Annotated in this window: 22 protein-coding genes; 6 read left to right on the top strand and 16 right to left on the bottom strand. The window is 44.0% G+C overall.

The genetic code is table 11. The features are described from left to right. Positions 1–99: 99 nt before the first annotated feature. From NJD71_RS10320 to hflX, 4 genes are all read right to left on the bottom strand, one after another. Positions 100–912 carry a lytic transglycosylase domain-containing protein gene (locus NJD71_RS10320; protein WP_319051886.1) on the bottom strand — a complete coding sequence of 271 codons (813 nt, stop codon included), beginning with the start codon at positions 910–912 and terminating at the stop codon, positions 100–102. Positions 913–1,494: 582 nt separating this feature from the next. Beyond that, the gene (locus tag NJD71_RS10315) at positions 1,495–2,184 is read right to left on the bottom strand and encodes an LrgB family protein (RefSeq protein WP_319051885.1); all 690 of its coding nucleotides are present in this window, start codon (positions 2,182–2,184) and stop codon (positions 1,495–1,497) included. Positions 2,185–2,200: 16 nt separating this feature from the next. After that, positions 2,201–2,635: a CidA/LrgA family protein gene (locus NJD71_RS10310; RefSeq protein ID WP_319051884.1), complete on the bottom strand. Its 435-nt coding sequence runs from the start codon at positions 2,633–2,635 to the stop codon at positions 2,201–2,203. Positions 2,636–2,964: 329 nt separating this feature from the next. Then, on the bottom strand, positions 2,965–4,392 hold the full coding sequence (gene hflX, locus NJD71_RS10305) for a ribosome rescue GTPase HflX (protein WP_319051883.1): 1,428 nt from the start codon (positions 4,390–4,392) through the stop codon (positions 2,965–2,967). Positions 4,393–4,698: 306 nt separating this feature from the next. Here hflX and NJD71_RS10300 point away from each other — a divergent pair, with 306 nt between their 5' ends. Continuing rightward, a complete protein-coding gene (locus NJD71_RS10300) occupies positions 4,699–5,499 on the top strand; it encodes a lysophospholipid acyltransferase family protein (RefSeq protein WP_319051882.1) in 801 nt (266 codons plus the stop codon). 169 nt (positions 5,500–5,668) lie between these two features. On the opposite strand, the gene NJD71_RS10295 is transcribed toward NJD71_RS10300, so the two are convergent. Further along, entirely contained in the window at positions 5,669–6,709 is a 1,041-nt protein-coding gene (locus NJD71_RS10295; RefSeq protein ID WP_319051881.1) for an aldo/keto reductase, read from the bottom strand. Between the two features lie 65 nt (positions 6,710–6,774). Beyond that, positions 6,775–7,272, bottom strand: a complete 498-nt coding sequence (locus NJD71_RS10290) for an FKBP-type peptidyl-prolyl cis-trans isomerase (protein ID WP_319051880.1) — start codon at positions 7,270–7,272, stop codon at positions 6,775–6,777. A gap of 183 nt (positions 7,273–7,455) precedes the next feature. Between NJD71_RS10290 and NJD71_RS10285 the strand changes: the two genes are divergently transcribed. Further along, positions 7,456–8,124: a DUF1294 domain-containing protein gene (locus NJD71_RS10285; protein WP_319051879.1), complete on the top strand. Its 669-nt coding sequence runs from the start codon at positions 7,456–7,458 to the stop codon at positions 8,122–8,124. 138 nt (positions 8,125–8,262) lie between these two features. Here NJD71_RS10285 and lspA read toward each other — a convergent pair whose 3' ends face one another. From lspA to NJD71_RS10265, 4 genes are all read right to left on the bottom strand, one after another. Beyond that, positions 8,263–8,919 carry a signal peptidase II gene (lspA, locus tag NJD71_RS10280; RefSeq protein WP_319051878.1) on the bottom strand — a complete coding sequence of 219 codons (657 nt, stop codon included), beginning with the start codon at positions 8,917–8,919 and terminating at the stop codon, positions 8,263–8,265. Further along, positions 8,912–11,791 (bottom strand): isoleucine--tRNA ligase, encoded by a 2,880-nt coding sequence (gene ileS, locus NJD71_RS10275; protein WP_319051877.1) that lies wholly within the window; start codon positions 11,789–11,791, stop codon positions 8,912–8,914. The genes lspA and ileS overlap by 8 nt, the downstream gene beginning before the upstream one ends. Before the next feature lie 460 nt (positions 11,792–12,251). After that, the gene (locus tag NJD71_RS10270; RefSeq protein WP_319051876.1) at positions 12,252–12,815 is read right to left on the bottom strand and encodes a protein disulfide oxidoreductase; all 564 of its coding nucleotides are present in this window, start codon (positions 12,813–12,815) and stop codon (positions 12,252–12,254) included. A 127-nt stretch (positions 12,816–12,942) separates the two neighbouring features. Further along, the gene (locus NJD71_RS10265; RefSeq protein ID WP_319051875.1) at positions 12,943–14,580 is read right to left on the bottom strand and encodes a carbon-nitrogen hydrolase family protein; all 1,638 of its coding nucleotides are present in this window, start codon (positions 14,578–14,580) and stop codon (positions 12,943–12,945) included. Between the two features lie 554 nt (positions 14,581–15,134). On the opposite strand from NJD71_RS10265, the gene NJD71_RS10260 reads away from it, so the two are divergent. Beyond that, positions 15,135–15,764, top strand: coding sequence for a BLUF domain-containing protein (locus NJD71_RS10260; protein WP_319051874.1), 630 nt, complete (start codon positions 15,135–15,137; stop codon positions 15,762–15,764). 94 nt (positions 15,765–15,858) lie between these two features. On the opposite strand, the gene NJD71_RS10255 is transcribed toward NJD71_RS10260, so the two are convergent. Next, positions 15,859–17,301, bottom strand: a complete 1,443-nt coding sequence (locus NJD71_RS10255) for an FAD-binding oxidoreductase (protein ID WP_319051873.1) — start codon at positions 17,299–17,301, stop codon at positions 15,859–15,861. 344 nt (positions 17,302–17,645) lie between these two features. Here NJD71_RS10255 and serA point away from each other — a divergent pair, with 344 nt between their 5' ends. Further along, positions 17,646–18,872 carry a phosphoglycerate dehydrogenase gene (serA, locus tag NJD71_RS10250; RefSeq protein WP_319051872.1) on the top strand — a complete coding sequence of 409 codons (1,227 nt, stop codon included), beginning with the start codon at positions 17,646–17,648 and terminating at the stop codon, positions 18,870–18,872. A 106-nt stretch (positions 18,873–18,978) separates the two neighbouring features. Here the strand turns inward: serA and trhO are convergent, their stop codons facing one another. From trhO to metX, 4 genes are all read right to left on the bottom strand, one after another. Next, the gene (gene trhO / locus NJD71_RS10245) at positions 18,979–20,052 is read right to left on the bottom strand and encodes an oxygen-dependent tRNA uridine(34) hydroxylase TrhO (RefSeq protein WP_442967673.1); all 1,074 of its coding nucleotides are present in this window, start codon (positions 20,050–20,052) and stop codon (positions 18,979–18,981) included. 276 nt (positions 20,053–20,328) lie between these two features. After that, a complete protein-coding gene (locus NJD71_RS10240) occupies positions 20,329–20,910 on the bottom strand; it encodes a tetratricopeptide repeat protein (RefSeq protein ID WP_319051871.1) in 582 nt (193 codons plus the stop codon). 386 nt (positions 20,911–21,296) lie between these two features. Then, on the bottom strand, positions 21,297–21,914 hold the full coding sequence (gene metW / locus NJD71_RS10235) for a methionine biosynthesis protein MetW (RefSeq protein ID WP_319051870.1): 618 nt from the start codon (positions 21,912–21,914) through the stop codon (positions 21,297–21,299). Further along, a complete protein-coding gene (metX, locus tag NJD71_RS10230) occupies positions 21,911–23,239 on the bottom strand; it encodes a homoserine O-acetyltransferase MetX (protein ID WP_442967675.1) in 1,329 nt (442 codons plus the stop codon). The genes metW and metX overlap by 4 nt, the downstream gene beginning before the upstream one ends. 489 nt (positions 23,240–23,728) lie before the next feature. Between metX and hemH the strand changes: the two genes are divergently transcribed. Both hemH and NJD71_RS10220 read left to right on the top strand, forming a co-directional pair. After that, positions 23,729–24,748: a ferrochelatase gene (gene hemH, locus NJD71_RS10225; protein WP_319051868.1), complete on the top strand. Its 1,020-nt coding sequence runs from the start codon at positions 23,729–23,731 to the stop codon at positions 24,746–24,748. A gap of 192 nt (positions 24,749–24,940) precedes the next feature. Beyond that, positions 24,941–25,771 (top strand): BPSS1780 family membrane protein, encoded by an 831-nt coding sequence (locus NJD71_RS10220; RefSeq protein WP_319051867.1) that lies wholly within the window; start codon positions 24,941–24,943, stop codon positions 25,769–25,771. Between the two features lie 132 nt (positions 25,772–25,903). Here NJD71_RS10220 and NJD71_RS10215 read toward each other — a convergent pair whose 3' ends face one another. Further along, entirely contained in the window at positions 25,904–26,257 is a 354-nt protein-coding gene (locus NJD71_RS10215) for a hypothetical protein (protein WP_319051866.1), read from the bottom strand. Between the last annotated feature and the right edge of the window lie 204 nt (positions 26,258–26,461).

Genomic DNA, 26,461 nt, shown 5'->3' with positions numbered 1-26,461 from the left:
TTAGTGGGTGTCTAGTTAGTGAGTTCTTAGTTAGAGAATGTTTATTTAAAAAGTCTTTAGAGCTAATAATGCCTAGGCCTAATAGCATGTAAACTTGTTTTAGCGCAAAGCATCATAAGCTGAGTTGGCGTAGCTGGCACTATTCACATTACTACTGGTACCGTAACTGACGTTTTGTAGACCGTTACCTGTAATGGTGCTGCCTGTCTGATTACTAGCATTGATGCTTGCACCAGATAGACCTGCATCATTTTTATACAGGCTATGATAGCGGCTCATAACCTTTTGAACATAGTTACGAGTTTCTTTAAATGGAGGAATACCGCCGTATTTATCAACATTGCCTTCGCCAGCGTTGTAGCCTGCTATGGCATACTCAACGTTGTTGTTGAAGCGGCGCATGAGCCAAGCGATATATTTGGCAGAGCCTTCGATATTATCAGCAGGGTTCCAAGGGTTACTTACTTTGAACCGGCGGGCTGTGGCAGGCATCAACTGCATGAGGCCTTGAGCACCTACTGGCGAGCGGGCATTAGGATTAAAAGCAGATTCGGTATGCATCATTGCTTTCATCAAGCCTGGATCTACGCCATGACGTTCAGCAGAGGCGCGAATGTAGCTGTCATAAGCATTGCGACTGCCGCTATTGCTAGCAGCGCTGCTGCCATAACTATTGCTGCTACTGCTACTATCATACGTTTTAGAGTCTTTATAATAAGTGACTTTTACTTTTTTCGTAAATTTATCAAAATTTCCACTAGGGTTTACGTTGGTCAGTAATACTTGCCCACCCTTGTCTTTGTAGATATACATATTGCCAGCATTGGCAGCAACAGAAAAACTAGACAGAGCAAGTGCACTTAATAAAATAGGAGACAAACAGCGAGTAATCAAAGTAGCAGTATTTATCATAGTGTTATCACTTTTCATCGAATAATGGCAAATTGTTTTGACTATAGACGCGTTGTTTTATGCGTTTAAGCGGTTATCAGTAATGCCGGATTTTGTAGCTCATCATGAACATAGCTACTCAGCGGATACCACGTCTAATAAGAACCACTTGCAATAGATACAAAAAATAATAGTTGCTTACTATAACATATAATAACTTTTTGCCGTATCAGATTGGAAAAATAAGTTGTAAAATCAAGTTTTTACCATCGTGTAATGTAAGGTGCGTACCACGCTATAAGTTTAGAGACTTCCCAGCGAAACCCTCATATCATGCGATTTCTAATCGCTTACAGTCTATTTCGAAGTGAATGCAGCATCTTAACGCTCTAAAGTTTAATCATGATGACAATGTTTAAAAATAATGCTCAGAAATAGTATTTAGGTCAGGTAGTGTCAAAAATTAAAAACAGTGCTTAGAACAGAGGTTGCCACAAATACAAAGATCAAAATCGTGTTCAGCAACGGTGAAAAATAACGACAAAGCTGTCGACCAGTTGTTAGAGTCAGTTATTAGAACGAGTAGCCAGTAGCCAAAAAGCTCTAAACACTGAGTGCACTGATGAATACAGGTACCCAGACAGCAGTAACCAGACCATTAACAGCCAGTCCAAAGGCAGCATAACGTCCTGCTGTATGACTGATTTGCCAAGCTTCTACTGTACCAAACGCGTGAGCCGCTAACCCCAGTGCTAGACCTTTAGCACGGTCGTCATTGATACCGCGGAACAAAAAGCGCGCGACCGTACCACCTATCAGACCTGAGACGATGATAATTAGGTTAGCCATTGCCAGTGGTGCTTTGATTAAATCTGCGACACTGAGTCCAATAGGTGTGGTCACAGAGCGGGTAGCGAATGCAAGTATGGTGTCATGGCTGAGTGAAAACAGATAAGCCAACGACATGGGCAGTAGCGCACCAACGACGCTAGCAATCGTAACGATTATAGACAGTTTTTTAATTGGCAGTCCCTTAAAATTCATCGCTGCTAGCGGCACGGCCAATAATACAGTGACATATCCCAAGAGATGATCGAATACGGGCTTGGCTGCGCTATAGTAACTATTGTAGTCCCATTGCAATACAAACAAGAAGACCAGTACGAGAACGAGTGCGGTAATGACCATCGGTAACCAAGTCAATTTACGCGCCAAGACACGAGCAGTCACGTGTGCTATTAAAGTTAGGAGTACAGCCGCTAGGGTCGCCATCAATACGCTGTCAAAAGTCATAATATCTCTCCGCAGCTCACTGCTGTCCCTTTTGCTCATTAGTGGTCACACTATCAGTATTGGCATCTTGATTTAACCAACGGTTGGCTAGTATCGCAAGTCCCCACAGTGGTATGAGTGTACTGATCAGCATCGTTATCATCACACCCCATAGCTCATCTCCTAACGCAAATAACAACAAGCCTGCACCCGCAGAAACGGGCAAAAAAGCGAAGCCACTATCGACTAGCAAGGTGTTACTTGCTCTAGTCATCCAGTTGGGTAACCCCTTGCTCAGGCGCCATACCATCAAGATCACAAACATTGCGACCAATCCCACGATGTTGGCGGCTTTTTCGATGCCAGCCATTTGACAGAGAATGACAGCAGTTTCACGAACAGTGATAACAATGGTTAGCGTTAGAATTAACGCAAGCCACAGCGGTATATGTAAGGATTGAGTAGGCTTCATAAGTAGTGTGGCCAAGTCAGATATAGATAGACTATATGCAAAAGCGAGTAAGTAATAGCATCAAGAATACTATAGAGAGAGTGGTGTTGTGAACACCGATAATTTTGAGATTCTGGCTTTTGGCTAGCTGATGCTATCTATCAATATTTGTTGAATGTATAACAGGCGATTATATAGAGAGTGAGCCAACTAATAAAGCGTACAAGCAATAGCAATGTATATCCAAAAAAATGGACGATATCGATTGATACCGTCCATTTATGATTGAACTATATACTAAGTACTATCTGGTATCACCCAATAATCAGTAGCCTTATCAGGATAATGGGTTATTTTTCTGAATCTATCGCTTCAGAGCTCAGCGCATCAAACTCGTCAAACGCCTTTTCTTCGGCTTCTGTCATCGTCGGCTCTTCAATATCGTCTACCTTCTCGAATTCCTCGAGTACCGGCATCAATAGTGTGGCTTGGGCAAGTGGTAACACATCTATTGGTTTTAGGTTGGCTTGACCGAGTAGCTGTTGCAAACGATCACTTGGCAGGCGAATAGTAAGACACTCACGCCCAGTATCGTCATAGCTTTCTTCTAAGATAACGCCCAGCTCATACAAAGTGTTTTTGAACTGTCCAGCATCATACGGCAAGGTCAAATCAAACGTAGTCAGCTTACCAGTAAGCAATTGCTGTACCGCAAGTGTCAGCCCTTCCATACCGAGGTTCTCTCTAGAAGAGACATAGACGCGGTTTGGCTGTCCTTCACTCGCATAGCCGATATGGGCAGGCTCATCAGTCAGGTCGATCTTGTTATAGACATTGAGCACAGGCACATCGTTGTCGATCTCTGCCAATACTTCTTTGACTGCCTGAATTTGCTCATGCATGTCTTCACTTGAGGAGTCGATAACATGCAACAATAAGTCCGCCTCTAGCGTCTCCTCTAATGTTGCATGGAAAGACTCAACCAGCTCATGTGGTAGATGACGGACGAAACCAACAGTATCGACCAGTACCACGCGACCAACACCTTGCCAGTCTAAACGGCGTAGCGTCGGATCTAGTGTGGCAAATAGCTTATCAGCAGCGTAGATATTTTCATCGACCAGGCGGTTGAACAACGTCGATTTACCCGCATTGGTATAGCCGACCAGTGAGATAGTCGGCACATCAGATTTTTGTCGACGCGCACGGCCCTGTGCGCGGGTTTGACGAACTTTTTCTAGTTTGCTTTTGAGCTGATTGACACGAGTCTGTAGTAGACGGCGATCGGTCTCAAGCTGGGTCTCACCAGGTCCACGCAGACCAATACCACCTTTTTGACGCTCCAAATGCGTCCAACCACGTACCAGACGGGTTGATAGGTGGTTGAGCTGCGCCAACTCTACTTGCAGCTTACCTTCGTAGGTACGGGCACGCTGTGCAAAAATATCCAAAATCAAACCCGTACGATCCAACACGCGACACTTCACTAGCGCTTCGATATTACGCTCCTGTGAAGGAGACAAGCTGTGGTTAAACAGTACGATATCGGCATCGTGCTCGCGTACCATTTCCGCGATTTCTTCTGCTTTGCCGCTACCGACGAAGTACTTGGCATCAGGACGTGAGCGTGAGCCCGTAACCAGTGCCAAACGATCGGCACCTGCCGAATCAGCCAATAGCTCAAATTCACCCAGATCGTCAGGATCTTGAATTTGGCGAATGTCTAAATGTACTAAAATGGCGCGCTCGCCACCTTCATGTCTTTCAAAATAATCCAAAGAGTATCACCTATTTAATAAAGTAAATGTCTCGCTATCATCAGCTTAGTAAGCCTTATCGTAGCGTTTATATGGTTTTCTATATGTGGTCGAATCACTTGATATTAAAGGGCATTAGCATAATTAGCGATAGTTTTATGTTACAGCGTTTGCTGTGGATAAATGTTTATAACGCGGCTTTATTGCCCATTTTTATAAAAGTAAACACTCACTGAGTGAACAAGCTATCACTGAGCGTGCGAACTTTGCTATACTGGGCTCGTTTTTTGACTATTAAACACCCGTTATTTAATCATGAGGGCGCAGATGAGCCAAGCTAAATCAAGCTTTTCACTCAGACGACAGTTGGGCCGTGGCAAGCAAATCGCTGGTATGACCACGACCATGGTCGGCGGTTTACGTGCGGCACAGCGTATCGGTGCATTTAAGCAGCCACCACGCGAAAAACTACCACGCTATATTCAGACGTTTTGTCGCAAGATGGTAGGCTCGTTTGGGGTAAAAGTAGTTGAAGTTGAGCCTGTAGAGCAGCTTCACGGGTTATGGGTATCGAACCATGTCTCATGGATGGATATCCCTGTTGTTGGCACGGTAAGTCCAGCATTCTTTTTGTCCAAAGCTGAGATTGGTGAGTGGCCTGTATTTGGTAAGCTTGCTCACGCCGCAGGGACGCTTTTCATTGAGCGTGGTTCCGGTGATGCAGGCTCAGTGTCATCACAGATTGCTGATTTCTTAGCCAAAGGTTTTTCGGTGGTGTTTTTCCCTGAAGCGACCACAACCAGTGGAAAAAAAATCAAGCGCATTCATGGGACACTCCTACAATCAGCCATAGACGCTGATGTGCCTATCAGACCAATCATCATCGCTTATGTTGATAAAGAGTGCACCTTGAGTGACGCACTACCATACTATGGCAAACTGACCATGAAAGAGAGCATGAAAAAAGTGCTCGATAGCAAAGATGTCACAGCTTATGTCTTACCATTAGCACCGATCGATCCAAAAGGCTGTACTAAAAGTGAGCTGACCAATGTATTGCAGGCACGTATGCAAGAAGGCTTAGCAGAGCTGCATTCAAGAGTCCTTAACACACCAGTGCAGGACTGATGGTTTGTAGTAGCGAGCGCTTGTAGTGCTTATAACACAGTCTAGCCAATAAAAAGGCGCAAACCGCGAGCCATATGACTACGATTTGCGCCTTTTTTTGTGTTAGTGCTGATAGGCTGAATACAATATCATGCAGTAAACGCTATCAGCACTTATGTTCTCTAACGAGCTATGGTGAGGGATTAGGCTGCTGCGCATGTACTGCTTCAATAGCCTCTAACACATCTACTGTCAGCTCTACATTGACACTATCGATGTTTGATTTGAGCTGTTCGGTCGTCGTGGCGCCAATGATGTTACTGGTGACAAAGTGGCGAGAGTTCACAAAGGCTAATGACATCTGTGCCATATCTAGACCTGCCTCAGCGGCTATCTTGGCATATTGCTCAGTGGCTGATTTGGCCTGCTCATTCACATAACGCCCAAAACGCTCATACATCGTCAGGCGCGCACCAGCTGGACGTTTGCCATCGAGGTATTTACCAGACAACACACCAAAACCAAGCGGTGAATACGCGAGTAGACCAACATTCTCACGATGCGCAATCTCAGCCATATTAACTTCATACAACCGGTTCAACAAACTATATGGGTTTTGTACGGTAATGGGGGCAATCAAGCCGTTTTTATCCGCTTCCCATAAGTAGCGCATGAGACCCCATGCGGTATCGTTAGACAAGCCATAAGCACGAATGCGACCTTTTTTGATCTCGTCATTCAGCGCCTGAATAGTCTCTAAAAATGGCGTTAAGTCATCTAATGACTGCGCTGCCATGTCTTCTGTATAGCCGCGCTGACCAAAAAAATTTGTTTTACGCTCAGGCCAGTGTAGCTGATAGATATCGATATAATCAGTTTGTAGGCGCTCAAGGTTGCCGTCAATAGCGCTACTGATATGCTGCGCGTTAAAGCGCGTTTGACCATCACGCAAAAAATCCATGGGTGATATTTTGCTAGCAAGAACAACTTTGTCACGCTGTTTGGTCTTGTCAAACCAAGTACCCATGAATCGCTCGGTATCACCCTGTTTGTCTTTGTCTGGTGGTGACGGATACATCTCGGCAGTATCCCAAAAGTTCACACCCTCAGAGAGTGCCATGTCCATTTGCTCATGAGCCTCAGCTTCATTGTTTTGCTGACCCCAAGTCATCGTACCTAGACAGATCTTAGATACTTTTTCATCGAGTTGCGGTAATGTTTGATACTGCATGCAAGTCTCCTTTTTGACTGTTTTTTATCGATATTTATTTTTAGAAGGGTTGTACTTATTGATGTTTACATCAATTGGATACCAGTAACACCAGGCGGTGTGACCTTAAAGACTTTTACTTTAAACAGAACATCTTGTCCTGCCAGTGGATGGTTGAAGTCTACTTCGACTTGGTCCTCATCGATAGCGCTGATCGTACCGGGTAGGGTGTTTTTGCCTTTGTCTTCGAACTCAACCATCATACCAATCTCTGGATTGTCAGCGACGAGGGCAAACTGAGTACGGCTAAAGTGTTGGATGTTTTCAGGATTCCATTCGCCAAACGCTTGCTCTGGTTCAAGGTGCGCAGTACGAGTGTCACCAGCGCGTAGGTTCATCAGCACTTGCTCAAAACCAGGCAACAAGCTCTCATCACCGATAGTCAATGACACAGGCGCATCTCGATTAAAGGTCGAGTCGATGATGGTGCCGTTTTCTAATGACACTTCGAAGTGTAGCTTTACAAGGCTACCGTAAGCGATACGAGTGTCTTCGTTTGGATTAATAAATTGAGATTGAGTCATAATAAAAAGCCATCTGTTGCTAGAATAAATGAATAGATAATAACGCGTTTGATTGCAGTGTTTTTAATTAGACCATTATAGTGTAAGAAATAATAAGCCATCTAAGGCCAGATGTAAGCGTCAATAATGTAACGCATATGGTGTACTATAATTGGCAATTCTAAAAGATATGAGGTGTCGGTGGTGAATAAACAACAAGGCACTGTCAAAAAATGGCAGGACGATAAAGGTTTTGGCTTCATTGAAACTGAGACAGGTGAGTCTGTTTTCTTTCATGTGAGTGAATTTAGAGCGCAGCGCCGTCCCGATGTTGGCCAGGCAGTGGTCTTTAGTATTGGACAAGATGAGCAAGGGCGCAGGCAAGCCAAGCAAGTACAGGAGCTTGGATTTGTACAGCAAAAAATGGCGCAAAAGAACCAGCAGATCCGTCAGCGCAATCAGAAGCGTAACCATCAAGCAGAGTTTGAAGCAGGACAGAAGAAACGCTCGTTCCTTGGCATTGCCTTTTATGGTGTCTTAGCCTTATTAGCAGCGACAGATAAACTTAGCTGGCTGGTGGTCGGCTGGTACGTCGCATTAGGGGTTATTACTTATGGCATGTATGCCAAAGATAAGGCGGCCGCGCAAAGCGGCGACTGGCGTACGCCCGAGTCAACCTTGCACGTGCTGAGCGCGCTTGGTGGTTGGGTAGGCGCGCTATTGGCTCAGACGTATCTACGTCACAAATCACAAAAGCCTGAGTTTCGCGTCACCTATTATTTGACAGTCATTGTGAACATGGCAGGGTTATTGTTTTTATTAGCAGGTGGTGGCTTAGAGACTTTGACTGATTTACTATCAAAGTTGCTATAAATAATAGCATTCACGATTAGCAGTATTGCTACGTGTATGACGAAAGCACTAAAACGATAGACAAAAAAAGGTGGGTTACGACTGCGTAACCCACCTTTTTAATTTATAAATCGAATTAACATCTCTAGCTACATACGTTTATGACCGTGGCATTTCACGCTTTTTTTCCAAAAACAGCATATCAATGATAATCAGTACAACACCGATAGAGATACCAATATCCGCGATATTAAAAATTGGATAATGCCAAACATCAGCATAATGTACATGGATAAAATCAATCACATGACCATGTAATAGACGATCGATGAGGTTACCAATTGCCCCTCCCAACACTAAAGCCAGACCGACAGATAGCAAAGTGGCTTTGCGCGGTGCTTTAATCAGATAAACAATTAAGACCAGTGACATAAGTAATGCCAGTCCCGAAAAAAACCACTTCTGCCAACCGCCCGCATCTGCCAAAAAGCTAAATGCCGCACCGTAATTATAAGCGAGTGTCCAATTGAGAAATGGCTCAATCACTGGCACTGGATCGTGAAAGGTCAGTTTGGTTTCCGCCAGCCATTTGGTCCATTGATCGATAATGACGATAACTATCGCCAGCGCATACCATACAAGAGCACGACTGCCATTGGCCACCAGCTTTGGTGTCCTATTTGTTGATTTGGTCAGGCGACTTCTAGGTGTGGTCGAGCTACCTGTGGTCGCATGAGCAGGCTTAGGCGAATGGTCAATCTCAATCTGCGGCTGCTGGTCATGCTGGCTTTCAGGTGAATCCGTTGGGTTAGGCATAATGACGTACCTCGCCAGCACCACTGACGTTGGTCACGCAGCGCGCGCATAGTTCAGGGTGTGCGCTATCTGTACCGATGTCATCACGAATGTGCCAGCAGCGTACGCACTTAGTACCAGTAGCCGCGCTTACTTGCACTACTAAATCGACAGCCTCTTCGGTATTGGTATCGGTTGCTTCTGCTGTCTGTGCGATGCTATCAGCAGGTGCGATGCTATCAGCAGGTGCTTCGCTCATTGGCTTTAGTGCAGCGTTACTAGTAATTAGTACAAAACGAAGCTCTTCATCAAGCTTAGCTAGGCTTTCATACATTGCACCGTCAGCGTATAGACTCACGTCGGCAGACAAGTTGGCATTGATGATTTTTTCGCCACGTGCAGTTTCGATATGTTTGTTCACCATGTCTTTTGCGAACATGATGCGCTGCCAGTCATCTTTGCTGATAGCACTTAGCTCAAACGCTGGGAACTCATACCACTCTTGAGTGAATACATAGCCGCCTTTATCCGCATCACGTTGGTTCAGCACTTCCCAAGCCTCTTGCGCCGTGAATGACAAGATTGGGGTAATCCAGCGAATCAGCGCATGAGTAATATGGTAGATAGCCGTCTGCGCAGAGCGACGAGGCTGACCATCTGCCTGCGTGGTGTACTGGCGATCCTTGATGATATCTAGATAGAAACTACCCAAGTCTTGCGAGCAGAACGCCGTTACGTGCTGCGTGACTTGGTGAAAGTCCATCGCATCGTAAGCGCTAATGATTTGCGCTTGTACAGTTTGCGCACGCTCAATGATGAATTTATCAAGGCTAACCAACTCATTGATATCAATGCTGTCAGTAGCTGGATCGAAGTCATCGGTATTGGCAAGTAAGAAACGCAGAGTATTACGGATACGGCGATATTGATCTATTGCCCCTTTAAATGATGCTTTACCAGCGCTCATCTCATAACGATAATCACTCGATGCAATCCACAGACGCAGCATGTCAGCGCCCGTTTTATTGATCTCTTCTTGCGGGGTGATGATGTTGCCCAATGACTTACTCATCTTACGACCGTTTTCATCAACCACAAAACCATGGGTCAATACTTGTTTGAACGGTGGACGCTCATATATGGCTTCTGAGGTCAGTAGAGAGGTCTGGAACCAACCGCGATGTTGGTCAGAGCCTTCTAGATACATATCAGCTGGATTGGTCAGCTCATCGCGCTGGTCAAGTACCGCAAAATGCGTCGTGCCCGAATCGAACCACACGTCCAACGTATCCGTTGCTTTGTCATAGTCAGCCGCTTCATTGCCTAAGAAGTCCTCACAGCTGGCATCAAACCAAGCCTCAACACCGCCCTCAGCGATTTTTTGTGCGGCAGTTTCCATCAGTTCAAGCGTGTTTGGGTGCAGCTCGCCTGTTTCTTTGTGCGTAAAGAACGTAATTGGCACGCCCCACGTACGCTGACGTGAGATACACCAGTCAGGACGACCATTCATCATCGCCTCGATGCGGTTCTGTCCCCATGCTGGTGTCCAGTTCACTGACGGGATATCAGCAAGCGCGCGAGCACGCAGACCCTGGGTTTCCATATTGATAAACCACTGCGGGGTTGCACGGAAAATAATTGGCGACTTATGACGCCAGCAATGCGGATAGCTGTGCTCGATTTTAGTATGGCTGACTAAGTGACCATTGTCATGTAGAGCAGCGATGATTTTTGGATTGGCTTTATAGATGTGCTCACCTGCAAATACCGCTGCGCTATCTAAATAAACGCCCGTACCGCCTACTGGGTTTTCAACAGGTAAGTTATATTTTAGACCCACGATATAATCGTCCAAACCATGACCAGGTGCGGTATGTACCAGACCAGTACCACTATCGGTAGTGACATGATCGCCCAAGATGAGTGGCACTTGACGGTCTTCAATCAGTGGATGCTGAGCACGTAGGCCTTCAAGCTCACTACCTGAAACAGTTGCTAAGATACCGTTGTTGTCTAGTTTAAGCTCACTCAATGCAGTTTCAACCAGATCAGCAGCGAGTAGCAAGTTGCCCCTTAAAGTCGCAACGACACTATAGTTATGCTCAGGATGGACTGAGATTGCTTGGTTAGCAGGTAGTGTCCACGGCGTGGTCGTCCAAATAACCGCAGCGATGTTATCTGCGATATCTGCCAGTGCGGCTACTTTGTCCGTATCAAGTACATCGAAACTGACATAGATCGCGTCAGACACTTTGTCTTGGTATTCTACTTCAGCTTCTGCAAGAGCTGAGCTACAGTCCAAGCACCAGTTGACTGGCTTCATACCGCGAGTCACATGACCATTGTCATAGATTTTGGCAAGCGCGCGTACGATATTGGCTTCCTGCGCGAAGTTCATGGTTAGATAAGGGTTGTCCCAATCACCAAATACCCCTAAACGCTTAAAGTCTACCTTTTGCAGTTCAATCTGCGTGCTCGCATACTCGCGGCATAGACCGCGAAACTCAGTTGCTGAGACTTTTTTACCCACTTTACCAACTTTGGCTTCGACCTTTTGTTCGATCGGCAGACCATGGCAATCCCAACCAGGGACGTAAGGCGCATCAAATCCTGATAGCGTTTTTGATTTTACAATAATGTCCTTTAACACTTTATTAACTGCATGACCCAAATGAATCTGACCGTTGGCATACGGAGGGCCATCGTGCAAAATATACTTGGTCGCACCCTTACGTGCCTGACGAATTTTACCGTACACGTCATCTGCTTCCCAAGCAGCCAACCAATCTGGCTCGCGTTTGGCAAGGTTCGCACGCATCGCAAATGGCGTGTCCGCAAGGTTTAGCGTATCTTTGTAATCTTGGCTTGGGGTATCAGTGCTTTTATCAGTCATAGAAGATATCTTTTTAAAAGGTAGGTTTGTGTGTCGGTTCAAAACCGGCTACAAGGCTCGATTTTCAGTGTGGTTCAATTCAGTGTGGTTCAATATAATACTGAGGGTCACGCGGTATTGATAATGCTTAATTACGAATAGTAGGTATATTGCTCATGATAGTCGGTTTATCAACCGTCATATCAGTAAATACCCATTATCGCTCATTAGCCCATAAATAGTTATGTCAATAATAAATGGTAATGAGACGATTGCAACATAAAATATGCTTGTATAAATAATAGGAAAAAATATTTAGATCGGCAGCTATTATATGACAAAAAGGGTAGGGTAAAAAGAGCTGAGCAATTTCATCCTCGTTTTGATCAATATCAATCGTTTATCTACGTTATATGTCGTTGATGAGAGTATAACGATGACCTCTTTTTGAAATGATTTTTAAAAAAGTCAGGTTCAGTCGCTAAAAAACAGAGGCGAGCCATAAGCGTAGCTTCAACGACCATAATGGCTGTATGCCAGTCAGTCCTTGCGTCATTTTGCCATTTTCTAACACCACATATGATGGGGTAACTTGCCCTTGCCAATCGTCAAAGATATCGCCCTCTTGATCATTTATCGTCCTAAAACTAAAATCGTTTTCATCAAGGTAGCTATGTAAGTCCAGATCAGAGCCTGACTGGACAGCGATAGTGACAACAGGATAATTATCTGCCGCTAGCTTGTTGATGGTAGGTGAAGTAAAACTACAGACTGAACACCATGTACCCCAGAAGTATACTAGTGTCGGCTGTTCATAACTCAACTCAGCCAGATCAATAGTCTCTCCCTGATAATCAGTCAGTTGCAATTGCGGACTGGCTGGCATGACTGGTTGTCGCCACCAGTTGACCGCTGTATAGATGACCGCGAACATCAAGCCATATATCACGACCGTTTTTAGGATAGATAATATCTTTTGCTTTGTTGTCTTGGCAGAGTTTACTTCTTGATGCTTAACTTCTTGATGCATAGTATCAATTGTCATTACGTCAGCTTTTTGGTTTAGACAAGTCTATTTAATAAATGAGTGAGTAGATAGTAGATAAAAATAAACGGCTGAAAATCAGCCGTATTATTTATAAAGTCTACTATAAGTGCGCTACGTCAACCTATTATGGCTTTTGCGCGCGGTTTTGTAGCGGATCACCGATGAGTACGCTACCTGAGTTTTCACGGCGCTGCTCATCAGTTAATTTGCTCGCTGGAACTTTGGATTTACGTTTCCATTTTAAGCTAAACAAGTCATCACGGCGATCAATCAAGTTATGTACTGAACCTTCATGGCGGACATGAGTAAGTTTGTCTAAGTTTACATCAGAGAAGAATACCATCTCCGTATTGGCCGTGGTTTCTGCCATAATCGCATCATGCGGGAACGCAAAATCTGACGGTGAAAAAATTGACGACTGAGCGTACTGAATATCCAAGCTCTCTACTTGTGGCAAGTTGCCTACCGAGCCGCAAATCATGACATAGCATTCGTTCTCGATCGCACGCGCTTGGGCACAATGACGTACACGCAGATAGCCGTTTTTGGTGTCTGTCCAGAAAGGTACGAATAAAATATCCATATCATCAAGTGCTAATAGGCGCGCAAGTTCAGGGAACTCAACGTCGTAGCAGACCAAGATACCGATGCGCCCAGCATCTGTGTCAAACACTTTGACTTCATCACCACCTTCGATGACCCAAGCGCTACGCTCATGCGGGGTAATGTGGATCTTACGCTGCTCTTCAACTGTACCATCGCGGCGACACAAGTAGCTGACGTTGTATAGCGTATCGTCTTCATCCAAGTACGGCATAGAGCCTGTAATCACATTGACGTTATAACTGACCGCTAAGTGCGAAATCTCATTTTTGAACCACTCGGTATAACCCGCCAAAAAGCGAATGGCGATATTCTGATCCGTTTCTTCACATAGCCCCATCAATGGTGCATTGAAAAATTCAGGCAAGCACGCGAAGTCTGAGTTGTAATCAGCCATGATATCGACAAAGAATTCAACCTGTTGTAGGAGCTCTTCAGGAGATTCAACTTCACGCATCTGCCACTGAATACCGCCAATACGTACTTCAGATTTGCGTGTGTTGGGTTTGTAGTCTTTAGGCTCATAATAGATGTTGGCCCACTCGAGCAAGGTAGCAAAGCCTTTTGATTGCTTATCGTCTGGTAGATAAGCGGTCAAGATACGTTTGACAATAAAGCCATTTGATAACTGAAAAGACAGCGCTGAATCATGAATTTCGCGGCTTTCGACCGCATCGATGTACTCGCCTGGGGTCAGGTCTTTATGATTGTGGTAATTAGGAATACGGCCACCGGCAAGGATAGAGCGAAAATTCAACTGACGACACAGCTCTTTACGAGCATCATAAAGACGGCGACCTAGGCGATAGCCACGATAATCAGGATCAATCAGCGCGTCCAAACCGTAAATTGCGTCACCTTCAGGGTTGTCTCTGATAATTTCTTTTTGCCCAATCAAATCATCATAGGTGTGCGGGTTAGAGAACTTTGCATAATCGACACGCATCGAGAGCACGATACCGATCAATTGGTCATGGTCAAACAAGGCAATCTGACCTTCAGGAAAAGCATCAATCAAAGTATGAATGGTTGTCTTTGACCATGCACCGCCTAAGTTGACATAGACCCGATCCATTAATGCTTTTAGTTGTGGGTAGTCTTTTTTCTTAATCTCAGCGATCGTAAGATGAAAGTCGTCTAGCTTTTCAATTTTGCTCATAATATTCCTGTATTAAGTCTCTACTAAATTTGAGTACGTCTAAGATAAAGGTATTAAAAACTGTATTCTGTCAATTTTTTATAAAAAAACCAATAAAAATATGTCAATAACCAGACAGAGCCGTTACAATGATTTATTGCCGTATTTACAATGGGTTATAGCCACATCTTATGCCGTATTGCTCAGTATATTTAAGGTTTATTTTGGCTACTATAGAGCAGTAAACGGTAGTAACTATTGCATGCTGTACTGTGTGATCTTTATCGCATTATCAATAGCGAAAAAACATAATCATACAATGCTTTCATAACGGTGATTGTTTTGCTATTTATTATATAAATACATAATCTAAGTAATATCTATCAGTACCCTTCATTTTGCTTGCTATGATAGCAAGCTGCAGAGGTAATAATAGTCCTACGTAGTAACTATTTGCTACGTTTGTGTGAGTCAGTACCTTTATTTACTTCAGGCATAGTATCGTTTTGCTTGTTTCATTTAGCCGTATTTATCGCAGCCGTATTTAATTTATCGGCTTTTAGGATTGTTTTATTATGCCCTCAAATCGTAGCAATAGAATCAAGAGATGGGAAGATATAGAAGAATCAGCACTGGTCCAGCTGGTTTATGTGAGTACATTGACCATCAGCTCACGCCTGAATACTTCTATTTTTGATGAAGTAGAAGGACATGCTCGTAATTACAACGAGCAGCACGGTATTACCGGTACTTTATGCTATGGCAATGGTCATTTTTTACAGTGTATCGAAGGTGAGAAAAGACACGTATTTGCGCTCAAAGAGCGTATATTTGCGGACAGTCGTCACAAAAACATCGAAGTATTGTTGCTGGAGGTGATCAATCATCGTAGCTTTACTGATTGGCGTATGCGTTTACTGTTTTTGGAGCGCTGGCTATGGTCGCCTGCTACCAAAGAACAAGCAGCACAGCTGTCGCCGTTTTTGCCATTTGCACCGCACGGTTGGTCATCTGATCGTACAGAGCGGTTTTTGCAAACAATCAAAACCTTTGATAGTCCACCGCATATCAAAGCGGCAGGCATCACTTACAATGCATTGGGTAACATGTTTCGCCATATTGCAGCACCGCATCAGGCATTTTTGATCATTCAAGGGTTTTTAAGTGTGTTGCTGGTCGTCGCGCTGATACTGTTATATTTATAAACGATAGATATTAGCCGCAAAAAAGACGCTAAGCCTGATGGTTTAGCGTCTTTTTTGTGACAAAGCATTGGAGTATATTTGTGAACTCTAATGCTTACATATCAAAAATCTTACCACGGTTCATAATGTTATTTGGATCAAAGACTCTTTTGATGTCTCGCAAGTAATTGATCTCAGTTTCGCTGCGACTATATTGTAGATAAGGCTTTTTTGTCATACCTACGCCATGCTCAGCAGATACTGAACCGCCGTATTTTTGTACGGTTTCAAACACGTGTTTATTCACCACCTGACACTCTGCAAAGAAATCATCCTTGCTCATGTTCTCAGGTTTCAAGATATTAAGGTGCAAGTTGCCATCGCCGATATGACCGAACCAGCAGACTTCAAAATCTGGATAGTTAGTGCTCACAATACTGTCGATCTCTTCGATAAAATGAGGCACATGACTAATCAGTACAGAGACATCATTCTTATAAGGCGTAAACACTGAGATGGTCTCTGAGATGTATTCACGCAGTTTCCACAGCTCAGTCGCTTGTGCCAAGCTTTGGCTCATCACACCATCGACGACCCAGCCTTGCTCCATACAGTGCTCAAATATAGCCATGGCCTTATCCATGATAGGCTCATAAGGCGCTTCGAACTCTAGTAGGGTATAAAACTTGGTACGTGATTCAAACGGCTCTTGTACTTGACCATGTGCCATCAGCTTATCAATTGCCACGTCATCAAAGAACTCAAACGCAGTCAGATCAATCTGTGCTTGAAAGGCAGAGAGTACATTCATGACATCATTAAAGCTGTCCATACCAAGCACCATAACGTTTAAGTCTTGTGGCTGTCGCTCAAGCTTGATTTGCGCATGGGTGACGAGGCCAAGCGTGCCTTCACTACCGATGAACAATTGACGCAAGTCGTAGCCAGTAGCGTTCTTTACCATACCGCGATTGAGGTGCAAGATATCACCTTTACCCGTGACGACGGTCAGACCCATGATCCATTGACGAGTCATGCCATAGCGAATGACTTTGATACCACCAGCATTGGTGCCGATATTACCGCCCATTTGGCTAGAGCCTGCTGAAGCAAAATCGACAGGGTAATATAACTCTTTTGATTCAGCGAACTGTTGCAGTTGCTCTGTGATGACACCTGCTTCAATCTCGACCATACGATCAGCAGGATAGAACTGTCCAATCTGGTTCATTTTATCCATACTAACGACAATCTCACCATTGGCTGCTACTGCACCAGCAGAGAGCCCAGTACGACCGCCACTAGGTGTCAGGACGACGTTGTGCTCATTAGCCAGTAGCACAATGGCTTGTACTTGCTCAGTGCTCTTTGGAAAGACAATGGCGGCAGCAGCGGGTGCAAAGTGCTTGGTCCAGTCTTTGCCCCAATGCTCTAGGCTCTCAGCGTCGGTTTTGATTTGAGTCGCATCAAATTGATGAGCGTCAATGAGCGTGCTTAAGATCGTTTGCACGGCAGTGGTGTTGGTATCGGATATGGGCTGATCGGTAATGGTCGTCATGGTCAACTCTCAATATTAGCGTAAGCACGATGCTGGGAATGTTGTACTGCTTATTATATAGCGAAACGACTATAAATTCAGTGATGAGTCTGCTCGTGATAACAATAAGTGGGTGGTGGTTTTTACAAATAAGAAGCGATCAATGATAAAAAAGCAGTTCGATAGGTTTTAAGTAGAATGATTCACTATAGCATAAAAATTTTTCAGGCTTGATAACCAATAATTCATCTAATCTGCTAACATCGACCTCAAATTTTGTGTAAGATATCGGGACTGTTTTCGTTTCATCCATCATAGATTATCCAACAGATAATCTTATAAAACAATTATAGGACAGTTCTCATATGGCGTTATCACTACAAAAAGACAAAATCCGGTTTTTATTGCTTGAAGGTCTACATGACAATGCCCTAAAAGTACTAGAAGGCGCTGGTTATCACAACATCGAGAATATCAGTCACGCACTAGACAAAGATGAGCTGATCGAGAAAATCAAAGACGCTCATTTTATCGGTATTCGTTCGCGTACTCAGCTGACGCGCGAAGTACTTGAGCATGCGCACAAGCTTATCGGCATTGGCTGCTTTTGTATTGGTACCAACCAAGTAGACCTAGAGGCAGCTCGTGACTTAGGTATTCCTGTCTTTAACGCGCCATTCTCGAACACCCGTTCGGTGGCCGAGCTGGTACTGGCCGAAGCCATCATGCTGTACCGCGGTATTCCTGAGAAGAATGCCACTGTACATCGCGGCGGCTGGGGTAAGTCTGCGACCAACTCACACGAAGTGCGCGGTAAGACTATCGGTATTGTCGGTTACGGCTCTATCGGCTCGCAGTTGTCTGTACTGGCAGAGAGCTTCGGCATGAAAGTCATCTATCATGATGTCGTGACCAAATTGCCGTTAGGTAATGCGGTACAAGTAGGTAGCCTAGAAGAGCTACTATCAACGGCTGATATCGTGACCTTGCATGTACCTGACGTGCCAAGCACTCGCTATATGATGAAAGCGGAGCAGTTCGCTCAAATGAAAGAAGGCAGTTACTTTATCAATGCGGCACGTGGTACCTGTGTCGAGATTGATGATCTAGCGGCTGTGCTTGAGTCTGGTAAAGTATTGGGCGCGGCTATCGATGTGTTCCCAAAAGAGCCAAAATCAGCGGACGAAGAGTTTGAGTCACCACTACGTAAGTTCGATAATGTGATTTTGACGCCGCATATCGGTGGGTCAACGCAAGAAGCTCAGGCCAATATCGGCCTTGAAGTCGCAGATAAGTTCGTTAGATACTCTGACCAAGGTGATACAGCGACTGCGGTAAACTTCCCAGAAGTATCTATTCCGTTCAAAGAAAACTCGCATCGTCTGCTACATATCCACAAAAACGTACCAGGTGTACTATCGCAGATTAACCGTCTGTTTGCTGAAGCAGGGATTAACATCCTAGCACAGAGCCTGATGACAGAAGGCGATGTGGGTTATCTAGTTATGGATGTCGATTACAACGACTCGACTGCTGCACTAGATCAGTTAAAAGATGTGGAAGAGACTATCCGCGTACGTATCTTATTCTAATATAGTCAATTCACTATACAAGCGTTACAGCATTAACCTTGTTTGAAGTTAAAAAAAGAGAGGCTCTATTTAATAGAGCCTCTCTTTTTATTTTGCCAAATCTAAACTAGTTGGCTTTTGCTTTATTGGCAGCTTCTGCTTGTAGGCGCGCTTCAGTCTTAGCGACTTTACGCTTTTCGATGACGTCTATTACGTCGCTACCGATATGAGCTTCGCCGCGTTGTTTTGCCAACTGCATTTGGTGCTCACGCTCACGGAAGCGGGCTTTTTGCTCATCAGTCGCTTTGTCGATACAGTGCGGGCATGACTCACCTTTGATATAGGCTGGACTCTGTATATCATCGGCAGTGATTGGCATACGGCAAGCAAAACACTGCTCGTAGCTGCCTTTTTCTAAGTTATGATTGACCGATACACGGTTGTCAAAGACGAAGCAATCACCTTGCCACATAGAGTCGCTGGCAGGAACTTCTTCTAGATATTTTAAGATACCACCTTCTAGATGATAGACCTCTTCAAACCCTTGCTCGCGCAAATAGGCAGTAGATTTCTCACAGCGAATACCGCCCGTACAGAACATGGCGACTTTTTTGTGCTTGGTGGGGTCCAGCTCTTTTGAGACGTACTCTGGAAACTCACGGAAGGTCTCCGTATTTGGATTGACCGCATTTTGGAAAGTGCCGATTTGCACCTCGTAATCGTTACGCGTGTCGATCAAGGTGACCTCAGGATCTGAGATTAGTGCATTCCATTCGCTTGGCTTTACATAGCGACCAACAGACTCCAAGGGGTCGATGTTTTCTACGCCCATGGTAACGATTTCTTTTTTTAGTTTTACCTTAGTGCGATAGAACGGCTGCGCGTTCGTATAAGACTCTTTAAAAGTAAAAGTACCAATCGCCTCGATACTGCGTAGATAGTCAAGTACAGTATCGATAGCTTGACGCGTACCAGAGATAGTCCCGTTGATGCCTTCGCTTGCCAGCAACAACGTACCTTTTACATCGTTACCCAGCATAGTATTTAGGATAGGCTCACGATAGTGCTCAAAATCGGCAAAGCGCGTGAATTTATAGAGTGCGGCGACAACGATATTGTTGGTAATGCTATCGTAGACAGGTGCTGACTGGTTATCCGTTATCACAGTTTCTTTGATGTTACTATCTTTAGTGGTGCTCATGTCTTTCTCCTGCTGGCTAGGTCGCAAACCTAGTGCGTTGGGTTTAAAGTATCTTTTCAGTTTAAAGCATTAACAAAATTGTGGGATTGATGAATGCGCGCGTAGTGTAGCAAATTTTAATAAGGTTTTGAATAGCTTATCGTGTTTGAGCCGAAACCGTTAAAAAGGATCGGCAGTTTCTCTATTAATTGACGTTTTCTTCATAAGATAAAAAACAAAAAAGCCCAGTAAAATACTGAGCTTTTTTATATTCAATGCGTCACGCAAAACTAGCGTTTATTTACTCTGGAACCAAGTGTCTGCTTTGGTACGTGCGCTGGCAATGTCATCACTTGATAAGTTTAATGCCAACTGACCGATTTTACCGCGTGCTTTATTACGGACTTTTTCATCTAGCATGCCATCACGGGCAGCCAAATCATACCACTTATAAGCATCGACCAGATTCTTTTGCTTTTCATCTAATAGCGCAAGTGTATAGCTGGCACGGTTATCACCGCGCATCGCGGCTTTCTCTAACCACAGACGTGCTTGTTGCAGGTTAGGCTGTACGCCTTCACCGCGTAAGTACATAATAGCAAGGTTTAGCTGAGCAGGAGCAACGCCTTGTTGAGCCGCTTTGGTGTACCACTGGATTGCTTGTTGGGTATTTTGGGCAATACCTTCACCTTTTTGCAAACGCTTGGCTAGATAGAACTGAGCGTGATCGTTGCCTTGAGAAGCACGACTAGACAACTCGCTAACAGGCATAAGCTCAAAACGCGAGGTATCAAGCGGTACATTTGATATTAACTCAGCATTGGCTAAACCAGCACAAGAGAATAATGCAGTAAACAACGCAGCTTTTAATAATTTCATAGCAGCTCCAAAATTAGGCAGTTAATAAGCAAAGAATTGTACCGCCAAAGTGTTTTGGACGGCGATAACAACTAGGTGACATCTTGCGATATGAACTTACCTAATCATTAGCAATGGGTTTTATCATTTTTGTATCGTCGCTTGAACCCCAATAATTAGACAGACGGTCGTAATAGTAGGGTGGCTGACAACATTTTGCTAGCTTAACACCCAAACTTACGAAACTCAAATACTAATTACAAGATTTCATAGCCATCTATACCTGATTGTCCCTATTAAAATCATAGAGTTACTATAAGACAATAACCAATTGACTGTTTGACGGGCGCGAATATCTACTGATAAGCACGTTTTTATTTGCGTCAGTATAAATCAAACAACTGACATTACTTCGGTTTTTTCTTCGTTACTCGGTAGATGGCAACATCTGCTAACAAATTAGGCGCTTGGCGTATGAGCGCTTTCATCAATGGCGTATGTCCTTTCTCAGAATCACTAACAGCAAAACGATTAATGATATGAATATCATGCTGCGCGCATAGCTGCTCAAAGTCCTTGAATGTACACAGATGAATGTTTGGGGTGTTGTACCACTCATAAGGCAGCGCTTCTGAAACAGGCATCATGCCTTTAAGCCCCAAATGGATACGGTTTTGCCAATGGGCAAAGTTAGGGAAGGTAATGACCGCTTCACGGGCAACTCTCAACATATCCAGCAATAGCACATCAGGGGACTTTACCGCTTGCAGGGCACGCGCCATGACGACGGTATCAAAACTGTCATCAGCAAAACGTGCCAATCCATCGTTTAGATCTTGCTCAATAATCGATAAGCCATTACCAATTGCTTCATTGATTTTGTCTTCATCAATCTCAAGGCCATAGCCTGTTACGCCCAGCTTGTGTTGCAAATGTGCGAGGAGCTCGCCGTTCCCGCAGCCCAGATCAAGTACGTGTGCTTGCGGCGCAATCCAGCGCTCTGCCAATTGGTGATCCATTCTCATGAGCGCTCTCCTGTGGCTTGGCGACTAGGGGTAATAAAAGGCGCCGTCAAAAACCCTTCGACCGCACCCATGTAGCGTGGGATATCAAATAAGAAAGAATCATGACCATGCGGGGCATCAATATTGATATAACTGACGGGTTTGCCCGTTGCCATTAGCGCGTCCACGATCTCTTGCGAGCGCTCGGGTGCAAAGCGCCAATCAGTGGTAAATGACACGACTAGATATTGACACTGCGTATGAGCGAGAGCAGCTTTGAGCGCAGAAAGTTCTTGCTGATGATCAGATCCAATCTCTTCAATCGTCGCTACCGCACCTTCTAACTCATTTTGCGTATTTTTCTTATCCGTCTCAACAGCCGCTGCGATTGAGTCCTCTAGCGGTATAGCAGACTCTGTACTGTCTTTCACTACGGCTGATGGATAGCCACGTGTCGGATCAAAATAGTCTAGCGCTTTGGTCATGAGCAGATAGGTATTGGCATCGAAATTTTCACTAAAGCGTTCGCCCTGATAGCGTAGGTAGCTTTCAACCTGAAACTCGACATCGTAGCCATACATAAATTTGCCAGATTTCAAATCACGGCCAAATTTGGCTTTCATCGCGTCATCAGTCAGATAGGTGATATGACCGACCATGCGTGCCAGTATGAGACCGCGGCGAGGGTATGTACCTGCTTGTATATAGCGACCATCTTTAAAGTCAGGATCGGACAATATAGACTGACGTGCGACTTCGTTGAAGGCGATATTCTGGGCAGAGAGCTTTGGCGTACTGGCGATAACCACACAGCGCTTTAACCGCTCTGGATAATCAACAGACCATTGTAACGCTTGCATACCGCCCATTGAGCCACCAACGATGGCGTGCCAAACGTCGATGCCTAGGCGATCTGATAACATGGCTTGGGTTTTCACCCAGTCTTTGATGGTGATCAGCGGAAAGTCAGGGCCATAAACTTGTGGCTCATCGCTGCTATTTGTATTGATAGCATCTGAGCCACCGCTATCTGGGTTGATAGTAGTAGGACCTGTCGAACCAAAACAGCTACCGATATTATTGACGCACACCACATAGAACCGATTGGTATCGATAGCCTTATTAGGACCGATCATATTGTCCCACCAGCCCGCTTTTTTGTCATCAACGCTATGAAAACCTGCGGCGTGGTGATTACCTGATAGTGCATGACAAATTAAAATAGCATTTGAATGGTCGCTATTGAGTGTCCCATAAGTCTCTACCATCAAGTCAAACGAGGGCAGAGTACGGTTACATTCCAAGGTCAATGGTTCAGCGAAATGGTAGTTCTGTGGCGTAACAATACCAACTGATCTAGCAGCAGAATTGGCTGGGCTGCTGGCTTTGGCATGAGAGTTGGGTTGCTGGTCATTAGTGTTATCAGAGCGTGCGTTCAAAGCTACCTCACAGGACGACAATCATCAATAAAATAAAAACAAAATGGCAAGCGGTTGGCAGACTATTTTGCCTACCCAATTTTTATAAACAGGGCTTGCCTATTGTATGGCGATGCGCGTAGGAGTACAACCTTTCAACAAACCTTTCGAGTGTCATCCCTGTAGCAAATAGGTCATAGACGAACAATGAATAAGTGCCGAATATAATGAATAAAGAAAGAATAAGGACAACTGCGTATCAAATTGTATAAGAGTGCTTTTGCCATGCGCTATTCATGGATAAAATGCTACACTAAAGATGTCTATATTCCATAGTGTCTACACAATCCTGCGTTCTCTTATTGTGATAGTTGTGACATTATCTCCAATAACTTACTGCTGATAAATAGTGCTGCTATGAAACCTGAATTGCCTCCACGTATTGCTGTCCTGTTAGTAAACCTCGGTACACCAGATGAGCCAACGGCACCTGCCGTACGTCGCTATCTCAAACAGTTCCTGTCAGATCCGCGCGTGATTGAGATTCCCAAGTTTTTATGGGCAATCATCTTGAATTTGTTTGTATTGCCCAGTCGTCCTAAGCGCGTGGCAAAAGCTTATGCCAGCATTTGGGAGGGAGACTCACCGATTCGTAAGATACTCAATAGCCAAGTTGAGCTATTGGAACCGCGTCTGGCAAACAGTGTGGCGCCATTTCGTGTCTCTGTGCATCCTGCGATGAGCTATGGCAATCCTGGACTGCCTGATGTCATGGATGCACTACGCGAAGAAGGGGTGGATCACTTTGTCATTCTGCCATTGTTTCCGCAGTACTCGGCCTCTTCTGGTGGCGCGGTATACGATGCGCTGACGAAGTGGACACTCAAGCAGCGTAATCTGCCAAACTATACGATTGTCAAAGACTACTTTGCTCATCCGCTATACATTCAAGCATTGGCCAACTCGATTCGCCGCTTCCAAGAGAAGCATGGCAAGCCTGACAAGTTAATGTTTAGCTTCCATGGTATCCCGCAGCCCTACGCGGATAAGGGCGACCCTTATCCTAAGCGTTGTAAATGTACGGCGGCGCAAGTAGCGCACGCACTTGGTCTAAAAGAGGATGAATGGATTATTAGTTTCCAGTCACGTTTTGGTAAGCAAGAGTGGGTAAAGCCGTATACTGATGTGGTATTAGAAGACTGGGGCAAGTCTGGCGTACGCTCAGTACAAGTGGTTAGTCCTGCATTTTCGGCAGATTGTCTTGAAACGCTAGAAGAGCTGGCCATTGAAAACCGTGATAATTTTCTGGAAGCAGGCGGGCAAGAGTATCACTATATTCCTGCACTTAACCTTGATGAGACCCATATTGAGTTGCTTGAAGCATTGAGCTTGCCTCTTGTAAAAGGGTGGGCGGGTACGCTTGATGGTTGGGTTTGATTAGCCAAATGTAATAATTGCTATGAATAAGTATAAAAAATACCGGATATAACATTCGGTATTTTTTTGTCTTGATTATCTGGTAAATAAAAGTTGGGTTTTACACTATTCGATATGTAAAATAGTCCAAACAGATTTCGTTTTATATGAGTTTTGATTTGTATTTGTGAGATTTTATTTTTGAGGATCAATATGTCTAACGTTAGTAGTTCGGAATCATATATATCAGTACAGAAACCTAATGGCCAACCTTCAAGCCTACCGCCAATGGACGAATATAGTAATCCTCTACCGCAGTTATTGGATGAGCCAAGATTTTGTAAAGTATCATGGGGGATAAAGTGGATAATTCAGCCTTTTGAAATGTTTAAAGGTAACTTTTTAATATGGCTAGCCGTCAGTGTCATATTGTTTGCTATTTCAATCATAGGTTCTTATGTCCCTATAATTGATTATATTTTTGGAGCTACAAGCATTATAGCAGCGGCTATTATCATACTTATTTGCTCAGCACAGTTCCAGAATGAAGATCTTGACCTTCATCAGCTTTGGGTTAAGCTCAAAACAAACTTAAGATCTCTCATTATTCTGAATATTCTGTTTGTAGTTGGACTAGCTGTTGTATTCATACCTGTATTAATTTTCTTTAGCGGTATATCTTTAACACTCCTATTGGATATTGAAGCGATAAAAATAAGTGACTTCCCAATGACTCCTTTTGTGTTTAGTATTTTAGTCTCATTGGTATTATTTTTAATGTTATCAATGGCAATGTGGTTTGCTCCAGCATTGATTGTATTGCATGGTTTAGATCCAAAAAGCGCAATGAAGCTCAGTCTTAAAGGGTACTTAGCTAATATATTACCAATGATTGCTTATGGGCTGGGTCTTATTATTGTGTTGCTATTTTTTCTAAAAATCACATTAGGTTTAGGAATTATCATAGCCGTACCATGGGTAATCATGAATTGTTATATTAGCTACCGTGATGTTCTGACTGATCAACCATTATCAATAGTTTAAATATCAATAGTTTGAATGGTATTGCTCAAAAATTTAAACGAAAACAGAGTTATTGGGCATAAAAAAGCACGCTTAACGTTATTAAGCGTGCTTTCTTGATTTAAAGAAGTACTCCAGCAGTCGTACTAAATTCTAAAAATCATCATCATTGCTACGCTCTGCAGCATCTCTATCGGCGATATCCATTGCATCTGGATAATCACTATCATCAAGATTGTCCTGTACCAAGACCTCATCTACACGTGATTCATCAATGTTTTGACGATGCATAGGCGTTAGCCCTTGTGTAGCTGCGCTACCAACTTCTGAGTTGTCAAAACCAGCACTATTATCGATGACATCGTCATTATCGATAGTATGCAGCATTGGGTTGTCTAGATCGACCAACTGATTGCCTGCATCGGTTTGACCAACGATACCGTCATTGCGGCTGTTGCCATCGATATGATCCATCTCTTCTGGTAGTGGGTTTTTTGAGTTTTCCATAAGTCATTCCTTATTGTAATTATTGGCAGTAAAATTATCGTACGTGCTTGTAAAAGTATTATTTATTTTGACAGTGTTATAGTCACTGCACTACAAAAGAGTTATGTTTTGGATGAATATCATAAAACAATTTAGATAAGTCATTTTCCATCCAACCTTGGCGTAAAAACTTCACTTGAGCCCACTTTTTCTCGATGGGATTTA

It is taken from the genome of Psychrobacter sp. PP-21, from assembly GCF_033790785.1.
Taxonomy (GTDB): domain Bacteria; phylum Pseudomonadota; class Gammaproteobacteria; order Pseudomonadales; family Moraxellaceae; genus Psychrobacter.
Note: the sequence above shows the minus strand (reverse complement) of the source record. Positions and strands in the feature narration are given on the sequence as shown.